Source organism: Bacteroidia bacterium, from assembly GCA_025056095.1.
Lineage (GTDB): Bacteria > Bacteroidota > Bacteroidia > JANWVE01 > JANWVE01 > JANWVE01.
Map to the genome: position 1 here is coordinate 1 of JANWVW010000066.1, position 12,713 is coordinate 12,713.

Sequence of the window (12,713 nt, forward strand, 5' to 3'; positions counted from 1 at the left end):
GGTGGGCGTTAGCCCAGTGCGGAGCGCAGCGCAGCACCGAAGCGATAGCGTAGCCCGAAGCACGCCGACCTTGCCCACACGAGCGCAAGCGAAGTGTGGGCAAGGGCACGCCCAAAAAAATATTCATAAAATATATAAACAAACACTACCTTTTCACAGGCACTCCAAATTGTCTTTTAGCCTTTCCTTTCTTATTCTTCTTAATGTTAGGTTTTTTATCGTAACGAGATTGTGTTTTAGTAGCTCTTTGGTCATAATCTTTAACCTTGATAAACTTGCCTTTTTTGAATACTAAGGCATCATAAGAACCGTCAGGTACATAATCTTCTCTGGCACTAGAACGAGTACCATCAGCACGCTGCATGGGAACTAAATGGTCATAAATAATTGCATTCTTTTCAGAGTCATATTTGCAGCTCATAGATGCCATCTTGTTGTACTGATGAATAACCCTAGTTTGAGCAATTTTTGGAAGCAAATAAAAAATAGGTTCACCAAAAACCACTTTATCTCCTTCTATACGAATAACATCAATAATTTTAAGACTGGACTTTTTGTCATTTAATCCATTCCAACCTATGACAATGTAGTATTTTTTTCGTTTATACTCAACGGTAAAGAGTTGATAGTACAAAGCCCCAATCCAATTTTCATTACTTAACTTCTTAAACTCCAAGTCCACTTGCTTTTGAGTACGGTCAAAAAGGGGAATAATTTTCTCTTTGCCTTTTTCATCTAAAAATTGTACGCAACCAAAATACCTATGCCTGCCATTAGATAAGCCGTAATACCAAGTAAATAGCCGAAATTTTTTATCTGCGGGCATGAGTTTAGATACTGTAGATAGTGAATCAAAAGGATATTCAAAAGAACCTTCTACTCGTAAAGCTTGAGCCATCAATTTAATAAACTGCTGACTGCTACTCAATTTGATATTATCTGCATTAGACCTAAGAATTTCTCTACCTAAAAAAGCTAATTGCTGCTCCAGGTCTTGAAGCAAAAGTTTATTTTCCTCACTTAAACCGCTTTTCTGTGCATAGACAGATAAACCGCATAAAATACTTACACATATTGCACAAGCTGCGATATTTGCCATCATACAAAAATATGATAGAATCAACTTTTGAAAGAAGCTACGTTGTTTTACGTATTTAGTTGGCAATATGTTTGAGTTCAATTGCAGAACGAATAGCAAGAAATTGATTAGAGCTATGGAGATACAAAGATTTTTATTTTACTTTGAAGCATGAAGCAAATAAATTTTGTACGACCAAAACAGTTAGCTTGGTTAATAGACCCTGACAAAGTAGATTTTTTGGAGCAGATTCCAGAGTTAGCGGATTGTGCAGGAATAGATTATTTTTTTGTGGGCGGAAGCTTGTTAAAAAACGCATTTTTGCAAGAGTTAGTACGTTTTTTGAAGCAGCACACAAATATCCCTGTAATTCTATTTCCAGGGAACACTTTACAGCTAGTACCGAATGTAGATGCGGTTTTGTTTTTATCTCTTATTTCGGGGCGAAATCCTGAATTTTTAATTGGGCAACATGTAGTTGCTGCGCCGTTAGTTTATCATTATCAAATTCCTACTATTTCTGTGGGCTATATCCTTGTAGATAGTGGCAAGCCGACTTCTGTGTCTTATCTTAGCCACACTATACCGATACCTGCTAATAAAATAGATATCATCACAGCTACGGCACTAGCAGGACAGTATTTAGGTTTGCAAAATATTTATCTTGAAGCGGGCAGCGGGGCACAGTACAGTGTAAATCCTGCTATTGTACAGCAGCTCAAAGAAGTGGTTTCTGTTCCTATTTGGGTAGGTGGGGGAATACAATCCCCTGAAAAAATGTGCGAACTTTTTGAAGCAGGAGCTAACCTTGTAGTAATAGGTACAGCTTTTGAGCAGCATCCTACTGTGAGTTTTATGCAAAGATTTAAGCACAGGTAGAGTTTTTTTGTTCGCACGCAGTCAAAATAATTCAAATAATCTCTACTTTTGTAAGTATGAAAGATGTTTTTATCGTATCTGCGGTTAGAACTCCGATTGGCAAATTTGGTGGTACGTTGAGAAACACTCGTCCTGATGACTTAGCAGCGTTAGTTTTACGCAAAGCAGTAGAAAAAAGTGGTATTGACCCCGAAGAGATAGAGGATGTTATCATGGGTGCAGCTAACCAAGCAGGTGAGGACAATCGTGATGTAGCTCGTATGGCCGTACTTTTAGCGGATTTGCCTATTGAGGTAGGGGGTGTTACGGTTAATAGGTTGTGTGCTTCTGGACTGCAAGCTATTATGGATGCTTATCGGGCTTGTGCACTAGGGGAAGGTGCAGCTTACGTAGCCGGGGGCGTAGAAAGTATGACCCGCGCGCCTTTCGTGATGGCAAAAGCTGAAGCGGCTTTTTCTCGTAACATCGAAATATACGATACTTCTATAGGTTGGCGATTTGTTAATCCTGAATTAGCTAAGCGCTACCATCCGTATAGCATGGGAGAAACAGCTGAAAATATTGCAGAAAGATATAGGATAAGCCGCGAACAGCAAGATGAGTTTGCTTATCATTCTCAACAAAAATATGCCAAAGCTGCCGCTCAAAACCGCTTTGACGACGAAATTATTCCTGTAAGCATACCGCAAAGTAATGGTGAGGTTATCATTTTTAATAAAGATGAAAACCCTCGCCCTGATACCACTTTGGAAAAGTTAGCCAAGCTAAAACCTGCATTTCGCAAAGATGGCACTGTAACCGCAGGAAATTCCTCATCTTTGAACGATGGAGCAGCGGCGTTAGTTTTGGTAAACGAAGAAATTCTAAAAAAGTATAACCTTCAACCTTTGGCGCGTGTGGTATCTGTTGCTATAGCGGGAGTTCATCCTGACATCATGGGCATAGGTCCTGTGCCTGCTACTCAAAAAGCGCTAAAAAGGGCAGGTTTATCCATTCAGGACATAGATTTGATAGAACTTAACGAAGCTTTTGCTGCACAGTCTATTGCTTGTATCCGAGATTTAGACTTGGATGTAAGCAAAGTAAATGTAAACGGTGGGGCTATTGCAATAGGTCATCCGTTAGGTTGTTCAGGGGCAAGGATATCGGTTACTCTTATTCATGAATTGCGTAAGCAAGGTAAAAAGTACGGTTTAGCGACTATGTGTGTGGGAGTAGGACAAGGTGCAGCAGTCATTTACGAAGCTTTGTATTAGGGATTGTTTTGTTTTACACAAAAGATGATACTCAAAGGTTAAGTTTTTAATTTTTTAAGACTAAAATTATTTTGTAGGCTTATCAAACTACTTCTTATACGTGGTAAGATTTGACAAACATTTTTTCAAGCACATCGAGCGCGTAATCTAATTCATCATAAGTAGTAAAACGACTAAACGAAAAACGAACCGAGTTTTTAATCTCACTTTCTGAAAGCCCCAAAGCACGTAATACATGCGAACCTAAATTACTTCCTGAAGTACAAGCCGAACCTGCCGAAGCCGATATACCTTGAAGGTCTAATTGAAATAAAAGCATATCTTCATACTCACTGCTGGGAAAACACACATTTATGACCGATACCATGCTGCTTTCCACATCCCCATTAAATTTGACACCGGGAATTGTCATTTTAAGTTTATCAATGAAATAATCTCTAAGCCGCTTTATGTATTGATAGTTCTTTTCCTGATTTTGAACTGCTATCTCCAAAGCCTTAGCCATACCTACAATTCCTGGTAAATTTTCTGTTCCTGCGCGCAAATTTCGTTCTTGCGAACCACCATGAATGTGAGATCCAATCTTTACACTTTGATTGACATACAAAAAGCCTACACCTTTGGGACCATGAAATTTATGCGCCGCTCCGCAAAAAAAGCTAAGCCCTAACTTTTGTGCATCTATTGGATAGTGCCCTACGGTTTGTACAGTATCGCTCAACAAAAAAGCTTTGTACGCTTTACAAAGTTCAGAGAGATATTCAAGATTAACTAAATTGCCAATCTCATTATTTCCATGCATCAAAACTACAAGCACATTCTTATACTGTTGTAAAAGCTGCTCTAATTGTGTGAAATTCAATCTACCTAACCTATCATTTTCTAGCCAATGAGCTTGAACTATTCCTTTTTTACTCAAATACTCAATTGTGTGAGTAATAGCATGATGTTCCAACCGTGAGCTGATAATATGTTGAATACCGTACTGTTCAACACAGCCAAAAATAGCCATGTTGTCCGCTTCTGTTCCTCCAGAGGTGAAAAATATTTCGCTAGGTTTAGCATTCAGAAGTTCAGCAATAGTTTTACGGGCGTTTTCTAGGGCATTTTTTACAATTCTACCATGATAGTGCGTAGAGGAAGGATTACCTTGCCATTCTTGAAAATATGGCAACATTGCTTCTAATACAGCAGGTTCTAAAAAGGTGGAAGCGGCATTGTCTAAATATACTCTACGTTGTACTTGCATAACCTTTTTATTGATTTCCATTTGCAGTGCCTTGTATCCGTTCCATAGCCCACTGATAGACAATAGCTACCTGCTCTGGAATGGTATAATAAGTAGTGTCTAACTCAATAGCATCTGCGGCTTTAATCAATGGGCTATCAGCTCGGTGAGAATCAATATAATCTCTGTGTAATAGGTTTTGGCGTACTTCAGCAGGATCTACGTGAATATTTCCCCTTTGTTGAAGTTCTAGTACTCTTCTTTGGACACGTACTTCTAGGTCTGCGGTCATAAAAATTTTCAGCTCTGCGTCAGGGAATACATGCGTGCCAATATCTCGCCCATCCATAACAATGCGTTTATTTTTGCCCATTCTTTGTTGCTGCGCAACCATAGTTCGCCGCACCGCAGAGATAGCGGATACTTCACTTACGCATTCAGATACTGCCAATGAGCGAATTTCATTTTCTACATATTCCCCATTTAGATAAGTATCAGGGCGTTTAGTTTGTTTGTTGTACTCAAAGTGAATATGGATGTTTTCTAAGGCTTTAAGTACCTCTTCAGGCTTGTTAAAGTTTATCCTATTGCGTAGAAAGTAGAGCGTGGCTGCCCTGTACATTGCACCTGAATCTATAAATACATATTCTAACTTCTCTGCTACTAATCTTGCCGTAGTGCTTTTACCACAGGCTGAATAACCATCTATGGCAATAATAATATCTTTGGGCATGCCGATGGCAAAGATACAATTTTTTTGCTTATATTCAAAACACTGTAAAACAGAAATCTATACTTTTGTAGCATGAAAGTAGCCGTAGTAGGTTGCACAGGTTTAGTAGGTTCTGTAATGTTAAAAGTTTTATCTGAACGCAAATTTCCAGTAACTCAACTATTTCCTGTGGCATCAGAAAAATCCGTAGGTAAAAGCATAGAGTTTGGTGGTAACACTTACTCTGTTATTGATATAGAACAAGCAATACAGGAAAAACCAGATTTAGCTTTGTTTTCCGCAGGTTCATTAGTTTCTAAAATATATGCACCTAAATTTGCATCCGTAGGTACAAGAGTAATAGATAACTCTTCGTACTGGCGCATGGAGTTCCACATACCTTTAATTGTACCTGAAATAAATGCTGATGTACTCACGGATAAAGACTTTATTATTGCTAATCCAAACTGTTCCACTATACAAATGGTAATGGTTCTTAATCCTTTGCACTTAAAATACACTGCTAAGAGAGTAGTGGTATCTACTTACCAATCGGTTAGTGGTACGGGTGCAAAAGCAATCAGACAGTTAGAAAATGAGCGCCAAAATATTGAAGGTGAGAAAGTCTATCCTTATCCTATTGACCTCAATTGTTTACCTCATATTGATGTATTTTTAGAAAATGGATACACAAAAGAGGAAATGAAAATGATCAATGAAACGCAAAAAATTATGCGAGCAAGTATCCAAGTTACAGCTACTACTGTGCGTGTGCCTGTACGCGGGGGACATTCTGAAAGTGTGTATGTAGAATTTGAAAATGAACCTAATCTTGATGAAGTGAGAGATATTCTTTCGCATACGTCAGGCGTGATTGTTCAAGACAATCCATTCGAAAATGTATATCCTATGCCCTTATACGCAGAAGGAAAAGACGAAGTATTTGTAGGTAGAATACGTAAAGATTTACACAATCCCTACGCACTCAATATGTGGATTGTAGCTGACAATCTCCGAAAAGGTGCCGCTACAAATGCCGTACAAATTGCGCAGTATTTACTGCAAAAAGGTTGGCTAAATAGCAAACTACCTAAAACTTCATAAAAATTCAAAAAAAACAGTTCAGGTACTTTCTGTTTTTAGTTTTATGATTTTTTTGTAAAAATTGTTATTTTTGTATGCTATGGAAACTCTTCAAGAAGATGTACAAACAGGCGTAGATTTTCTCCCAATCAACGGTACAGACTACATAGAATTCTATGTAGGGAATGCTAAACAAGCGGCTTACTTCTACAAGTCTGCTTTTGGCTTTCAATCTTTGGCTTATGCAGGTCCTGAAACGGGAGTAAGAGATAAAGCTTCTTATGCTCTTCGGCAAGGCAAAATTACCTTAGTCCTCACTACTCCCATGCATCCTGATCATCCTATTTATGAGCACATTCTCAAACATGGTGATGGCGTAAAAGTTCTTGCACTTTGGGTAGACGATGCCACAGATGCTTTTGTACAAACCACAAAGAGGGGCGCTAAAGCTTACCTAGAACCTGTAACCGAACAAGATGAATACGGAACAGTAGTCCGCTCAGGTATCCATACTTATGGGGACACTGTGCATATTTTCGTAGAAAGAAAAAATTATAACGGTGTATTTTTACCTGGCTACCAACCTTGGAAAAGTGAATACAATCCGCCTGAAGTAGGTCTGAAATACGTAGACCACTGTGTAGGAAATGTAGGTTGGAACGAAATGAACGTATGGGCAAAATTCTATGCAGATGTAATGGGCTTTAAACAACTCATTTCTTTTGACGATAAAGATATCTCCACAGAATATTCTGCTTTAATGAGTAAAGTTATGACCAATGGTAACGGGCGAATAAAATTCCCCATAAACGAACCTGCCAAAGGTAAAAAGAAATCTCAAATCGAAGAGTATTTAGAGTTTTATCATGGTCCAGGAGTGCAGCACATCGCCGTTGCCACAGATGATATTATTTTCACTGTAAGCGAACTTCGCAAACGCGGCGTAGAATTTTTGAGCGTTCCTGCTACTTATTATGAAAATTTACTTGACCGCGTAGGCAAAATTGATGAAGAGGTCAGCATCCTTCGCGACTTAGGCATTTTAGTTGATAGAGATGACGAAGGTTATTTATTGCAAATATTCACTAAACCTGTCCAAGATAGACCCACAGTATTCTACGAAATTATTCAACGTAAAGGTGCGACTTCTTTTGGTAAAGGAAACTTCAAAGCACTGTTTGAAGCCATAGAAAGAGAGCAAGCTCGTAGAGGTAATCTATAAAAAAGCCTTATTTTGTTGTATCATAACCACGCGTAACGCGTGGTTTTATTGTTTAAACATATCTATCTTTGTGCATGCACCTAACGTATTTTACTCTATCCCAAATAGCCCATATTCTTGACCAAAATTGGAAAAACAAAAAAATTTTACATTGCTTTTGCCAACAAAAAGACGAGTTGGTTATTGAGGTATTGCAGGGAATGTTTTTAATTGTCAATTGCCAAAGTGTGTGGAGCTATGTACTTCCTACTTTGCAATATCCTAAATCACACCACAATAGCATTATTCTATGGCAAGAGATACAAAATTTAATTATTGAGAGTGTTTCTGTTATTAACTACGATCGAAGTTTGATGATTAAGTTACAAAATGACTATCTCATTTTGGTAAAAATGCATGGCAATCAATCTAATGTAATTTTGTATTACCAGGATAAAGTTAAATATCTTTTTAGAAACAATCTTTTAGCTGACCAGAATTTAGACTATACTACTCTCTACAAACCTGTACCCATTACACCACAAAGTTTGTCCAATGCCCTTGAAGAAAAAACTTATGCCTGTTACATATCCGCAATCAAGCAGATACTACCTATTTTTTCTAAAAATATGCTTGTATACCTTTCAGATAAAGTACAAAATAAAGGTGATAAACAAGAAGTTTTTCAGATAAGCCAAGCAATGCTAAATGTCTTACTTAATCCACAAAAGTATTACATAATTCAAGGCGATAAAGAAATTTTTTTTAGCTTTTTTGAACCTTGGAAACCTACTCAAAAACTTTTATTTGAGAGTACAGATTTAGTCAAGGCTTTGCACAATTTTGTTAGAAGCTATTTTCAAACAAAAGACTTCTTAGTACAGAAAGAAACCGCTTTGAAATACTTTGAAAAGCAAAAAAAAATACTTTCAGGTAAAATTAAAGAGTTTGAACAGATTCAAACACAACCCAACATTTTTCAGCAAAAAGCCGACGTAATTATGGCAAACTTGCACAATCTCTCACAAGGTCAAGAAAATGTGGAACTGTATAATTTTTATACCAACAGCTATATTAAAATTTCATTGGATAGCCAACTTACCCCTCAACAAAATGCTGAAAAGTATTACAAGAAAGCTAAGCGGCTAGAACTTTTGAAACAACAAGCACAAAATGAAATTCCTGTATTAAAACAACAGTTAGAGCATATTTGTCAAAAGATTAAAACCTTATCTGAAATTGATGAAGTTAAAGAATGGAACGAACACTCTTTTATTTGGAAAGAAGCACTAAAAGACCACACAGAACAAAATCCTCTGACCTTATTTAGAAAGTTTGAGGTAGAAGGCTATGTGATATTAGTTTCCAAAGATGCAGAAAACGCGGACCTTTTGACACTCAAATACGCACATAAAAACGATATTTGGTTGCATGCCAAAGATGCACAAGGTTCACACGTAGTAATCAAAAGAGCAGGAAATAAACATATTCCGCAGTCTGTAATAGAAGCCGCTGCATCTATTGCCGCGTACTACTCAAAAGCTAAAGGCGAGCAGCTAGCCAAAGTAAGCGTTACAGAAAAAAAATTTGTTGTCAAGCCTAAGGGTTATGAACCAGGAAAGGTTAAAATTCTTAGAGAAGAAGTTATTCTTGTAGAACCTAAATTACCTTAAACTCTGAAAAAATCTTATGTTTGTGCTATGAGAAAAGTAGACATTCATGCCCACATTTTACCTGAAACATGGGAAGACTTAAAGCAAAAATTTGGTTATGGAGGTTTTATTCAGATTAAGCACATTGAAAAAGGAAAAGCACACATGGTACGAGATGATGGGCGTTTTTTTAGAGCAATTGAACAAAACTGTTGGGACCCCGAAGAAATTATTAAAGACATGGATGAGGACAACGTAGACATAAAAGTTTTATGTACAGTTCCCGTTTTGTTTAATTATTGGGCAAAACCTGAGCATACATTTGAATGGTGTCGTTTTTTGAATGACCATTTAGCGCAGATAGTAGAGCAGTATCCAAAGCGTTTTATTGGTTTAGGTACTCTACCTATGCAGAGTATAGATTTAGCAATTAAAGAAATGGAACGTTGTGTGGCTTGGCTACGCATGCCTGGTGTAGAAATTGGCACAAATATCAATGATAAGAATTTAGATGACCCTGAATTTTATCCTTTTTGGGAAGCAGCTCAAGACTTAGGTGTAGCCATTCTCATCCACCCTTGGGAAATGATGGGCGAAAAAAGTATTCCTAAATACTTTTTACCTTGGCTAGTTGGAATGCCTGCCGAAACTTCACGTGCAATATGTTCTATGATTTTTGGCGGTATTTTTGACAAATTCCCTAAACTAAAAGTGATGTTCACGCACGGTGGTGGAGCTTTTCCATTCACACTGGGGCGTATAGATCATGGCTTTTATGCTCGCCCTGATTTGTGTGCAGTAAACATTCAAAAACCACCAAGCAGCTATGTCAATAAATTTTACGTAGACTCGATTACGCATGACGAAGAAGCTTTGCGCTATTTACTAGCCTTATTCGGAAGTGAAAGAGTAGCCTTTGGCACAGATTACCCTTTTCCTTTGGGGGACTTGGAACACGGCAAAATGATAGAAAACATGGAAGACATTCCTGCTTCAATGAAAGAAAATATATTCACAAATACTGCTTTCAGTTTTCTCGGTTTGAAAAAATCAGACTATTTTTAGACATGAAAATTTTTCAAAAAGGCTTAATGATTAGCATAGAACGCATAAAATCTTTAACTCAACTTAAATCAGAAAATACCTTATCTGTTAGCTATTTCTACAAAAAAGATGCAGAAAAAAAGTACTCTACCCAAGTAAGCGCCTTATTTGAGCACATAAAAAATAACGCAAAGACTTTTTTTACTTCATATACCATTATTTGGAACATTGAACCCGATATTGATTTTACCATTGCTTTTTCTCGCTTTTTGGCTAAAAACATCTCATTTGACTTTTTTAATTGTACTCTATCTGAACTCAAAATTGCTTTTGTAGATAAACTTCAAAAAAATAATCTACAATCTTTATTTCGCAGCCAATACACTTTAATACATGCCGCAGGGGGATTAGTGTACAATGATAATAAGCAAATTTTGCTCATTCACCGCAAAAATAAGTGGGACTTACCAAAAGGAAAAGTAGAAAACTACGAAGATATTCAAGCATGTGCAGTTCGTGAAGTATGTGAAGAAACAGGCATTCAAGGCGTATCTATTGTTGAGAAATTAGCCACTACTTATCATGAATATGTGATAGAAGATAAGCATATTCTTAAAAAAACAGACTGGTTTTTGATGAAAAGTAATTATCAAGGTACATTTGAGCCCCAACTAGTAGAAGACATTACACAAGTATGTTGGAAGTCTTTATCTTACAGTGAAATTGACAGTTTAGAAACCTACCCGCTAATTAAATATGTACTCAAAAAAGGGCTTAAATCTATACTATAAGTTGGTTTATTAACTCATTGAATTTTGATACAAAAAACATTTCGTTTTTTGCACAAACTAATTAAATTCAGCACATAAACAAAATTTTGAAAGTGGCATGCTCTTGTACAATAGCCCATTGTCATTAAATTTGTGCTAACTATGAACGCCCACCGCAAGGTATTGGTACTCCTTCTGACCACACACTTGACTTTGCTTTTATTCGCATGGTTGTTTTCTTTTTTGCCTGCAAATTCAGTTTTGAAGTATCCTACTCTAAGTCAGTGGTTGATTCCCGAAAAAGATAGCACAGAAAATCATGCGCGTAAGTTAGCCCTTTTGCAGCAAGGTAAAGAAGACAAAAATCAAATTATCTCATCAAAAGTTTTAGATGAAAATAATGCTTATCAAAAACAAAATTCACTTGTTAAAGATACTAATACTTATGTAAGAGATACTTCTGAATACGCTAAGCGCATAGCCCTGATTAATCCCAAAGATACCCTCGGAAATAGTGCAATGGATAACTTCTTCAAAGTTTTAGAGCAAATGGAATATACTCACAGTAGTATTCATATTGCGCACTATGGTGACTCGCAGCTGATGAAAGGGCGTATTTCTCATGACTTAGGATTAGCTTTTCAGCAGCAATATGGGGGAAGCGGACCAGGCTACGTAGCCATTAACGACCTTACAGATATCTATCCTAATCGCTTAGTAAGGCGTTCAAAAAGCAGCAACTGGGTTATGTACGGCATAACGGAAAATCCCTATCCAAACAACAATTATGGTATAGGTGGTGTGCATTTTCGTTTTTCGCCCCCCAAAGAATTTGTAGATACAACCCAAAAGCTGGACTTTAATCGTTACAAAGCTTATATCACTTTTGAAACTACAGAAAAATTTTGGAAAGAGCATATCGGCTTCAATCGTATTTCGTTACTGTATGGCAATGCCCAAGTACCTTGCTCTCTTACAGTAAAAATAGATGATGAACCTGAAAAACAAGTTTTACTCAAACCTACTGCTGAACCTCAAATTTTACACTTTGCTACTAAAAGTGGGCATCATAAAGTTACTTTATCTTTTTCTGCTCATAAAAGTCCTGATATTTATGGCATTTATCTCAACGATTCAACAGGTTTTCATGTAGGTTGTTATGGTATCTCTGGGCATGGCGGACACAATCTCAAAATCATGAACCCTGATATTTTGACCAAACAACTCAAACTTACAAATACCAAGTTAGTTATATTAGAGTACGGTGGGAATGTAGTTGCACACATGCACGACCACAATGCAGAAAAAATTGCCCAAAAAATGGAAGATATTTATTATGAAACTTTGATGATGTTCAAAAGGATACTTCCCGAAGCAAGTATTATTTTTGTAGGGGTTCAAGACATGGCGCATAAAGTGGAGGGTAAGTATCAAAGTTACAAGCATATAAGGACTTTATTAGCTGCGCAGAAGCGTGCCGCAGAGCGTGCAGGCGTTGCTTTTTGGGATTTGTTCAAAATGATGGGGGAAGAGGGTTCTATTGTTTATTGGCAAGAAAAAGCCCGCCCTTATTTAGCTTTCGGAGATTACATGCACTTTTCTTGGGATGGCGGTAAGTTAATCGCAGAAAGTTTATTCAAAGCCATTATGAATGAGTACGCGGAGTACAAAATTAGGAAAATGCATAAGTCTTAGTATTTTTATTTTTTTCTTTTTGGGCGTGCCCCTTGCTGGCGCAAGGGTCGGGGCATTCCGCACTGCGCTTCGCTTCGGTACTTCGCTAACGCTTCGTACTGCCTAACGGCATGCT

At 37.4% G+C, this 12,713-nt stretch carries 11 protein-coding genes; 8 read left to right on the top strand and 3 right to left on the bottom strand.

What is annotated here, in order from left to right:
* Positions 1-145 precede the first annotated feature (145 nt).
* Positions 146-1,099 (bottom strand): hypothetical protein, encoded by a 954-nt coding sequence (locus NZ519_06730; GenBank protein MCS7028447.1) that lies wholly within the window; start codon positions 1,097-1,099, stop codon positions 146-148.
* Between the two features lie 150 nt (positions 1,100-1,249).
* On the opposite strand from NZ519_06730, the gene NZ519_06735 reads away from it, so the two are divergent.
* Both NZ519_06735 and NZ519_06740 read left to right on the top strand, forming a co-directional pair.
* A complete protein-coding gene (locus NZ519_06735; protein ID MCS7028448.1) occupies positions 1,250-1,957 on the top strand; it encodes a geranylgeranylglyceryl/heptaprenylglyceryl phosphate synthase in 708 nt (235 codons plus the stop codon).
* 56 nt (positions 1,958-2,013) lie between these two features.
* Positions 2,014-3,213: an acetyl-CoA C-acyltransferase gene (locus tag NZ519_06740; GenBank protein ID MCS7028449.1), complete on the top strand. Its 1,200-nt coding sequence runs from the start codon at positions 2,014-2,016 to the stop codon at positions 3,211-3,213.
* 94 nt (positions 3,214-3,307) lie between these two features.
* Here the strand turns inward: NZ519_06740 and NZ519_06745 are convergent, their stop codons facing one another.
* Positions 3,308-4,483 carry a cysteine desulfurase gene (locus NZ519_06745; protein MCS7028450.1) on the bottom strand — a complete coding sequence of 392 codons (1,176 nt, stop codon included), beginning with the start codon at positions 4,481-4,483 and terminating at the stop codon, positions 3,308-3,310.
* On the bottom strand, positions 4,470-5,174 hold the full coding sequence (gene cmk / locus NZ519_06750; GenBank protein MCS7028451.1) for a (d)CMP kinase: 705 nt from the start codon (positions 5,172-5,174) through the stop codon (positions 4,470-4,472). Before cmk ends, NZ519_06745 begins: the two co-directional genes overlap by 14 nt.
* Before the next feature lie 72 nt (positions 5,175-5,246).
* Here cmk and NZ519_06755 point away from each other — a divergent pair, with 72 nt between their 5' ends.
* From NZ519_06755 to NZ519_06780, 6 genes are all read left to right on the top strand, one after another.
* Complete coding sequence (locus tag NZ519_06755; protein MCS7028452.1) at positions 5,247-6,257, top strand: aspartate-semialdehyde dehydrogenase; 1,011 nt, start codon at positions 5,247-5,249, stop codon at positions 6,255-6,257.
* Between the two features lie 79 nt (positions 6,258-6,336).
* A complete protein-coding gene (hppD, locus tag NZ519_06760; protein MCS7028453.1) occupies positions 6,337-7,458 on the top strand; it encodes a 4-hydroxyphenylpyruvate dioxygenase in 1,122 nt (373 codons plus the stop codon).
* A gap of 74 nt (positions 7,459-7,532) precedes the next feature.
* Positions 7,533-9,110, top strand: coding sequence for an NFACT RNA binding domain-containing protein (locus NZ519_06765; protein ID MCS7028454.1), 1,578 nt, complete (start codon positions 7,533-7,535; stop codon positions 9,108-9,110).
* Between the two features lie 27 nt (positions 9,111-9,137).
* A complete protein-coding gene (locus tag NZ519_06770) occupies positions 9,138-10,154 on the top strand; it encodes an amidohydrolase (GenBank protein MCS7028455.1) in 1,017 nt (338 codons plus the stop codon).
* Positions 10,155-10,156: 2 nt separating this feature from the next.
* The gene (locus NZ519_06775; protein MCS7028456.1) at positions 10,157-10,924 is read left to right on the top strand and encodes an NUDIX hydrolase; all 768 of its coding nucleotides are present in this window, start codon (positions 10,157-10,159) and stop codon (positions 10,922-10,924) included.
* Between the two features lie 240 nt (positions 10,925-11,164).
* Positions 11,165-12,598, top strand: coding sequence for a hypothetical protein (locus NZ519_06780; GenBank protein ID MCS7028457.1), 1,434 nt, complete (start codon positions 11,165-11,167; stop codon positions 12,596-12,598).
* Positions 12,599-12,713: the final 115 nt, after the last annotated feature.

Coding starts and splice junctions, on each gene's coding strand:
- NZ519_06730 (MCS7028447.1), bottom strand. CDS start 1,099: ATGGCAAATATCGCAGCTTGTGCAATATGTGTAAGTATTTTATGCGGT.
- NZ519_06735 (MCS7028448.1), top strand. CDS start 1,250: ATGAAGCAAATAAATTTTGTACGACCAAAACAGTTAGCTTGGTTAATA.
- NZ519_06740 (MCS7028449.1), top strand. CDS start 2,014: ATGAAAGATGTTTTTATCGTATCTGCGGTTAGAACTCCGATTGGCAAA.
- NZ519_06745 (MCS7028450.1), bottom strand. CDS start 4,483: ATGGAAATCAATAAAAAGGTTATGCAAGTACAACGTAGAGTATATTTA.
- cmk (MCS7028451.1), bottom strand. CDS start 5,174: ATGCCCAAAGATATTATTATTGCCATAGATGGTTATTCAGCCTGTGGT.
- NZ519_06755 (MCS7028452.1), top strand. CDS start 5,247: ATGAAAGTAGCCGTAGTAGGTTGCACAGGTTTAGTAGGTTCTGTAATG.
- hppD (MCS7028453.1), top strand. CDS start 6,337: ATGGAAACTCTTCAAGAAGATGTACAAACAGGCGTAGATTTTCTCCCA.
- NZ519_06765 (MCS7028454.1), top strand. CDS start 7,533: ATGCACCTAACGTATTTTACTCTATCCCAAATAGCCCATATTCTTGAC.
- NZ519_06770 (MCS7028455.1), top strand. CDS start 9,138: ATGAGAAAAGTAGACATTCATGCCCACATTTTACCTGAAACATGGGAA.
- NZ519_06775 (MCS7028456.1), top strand. CDS start 10,157: ATGAAAATTTTTCAAAAAGGCTTAATGATTAGCATAGAACGCATAAAA.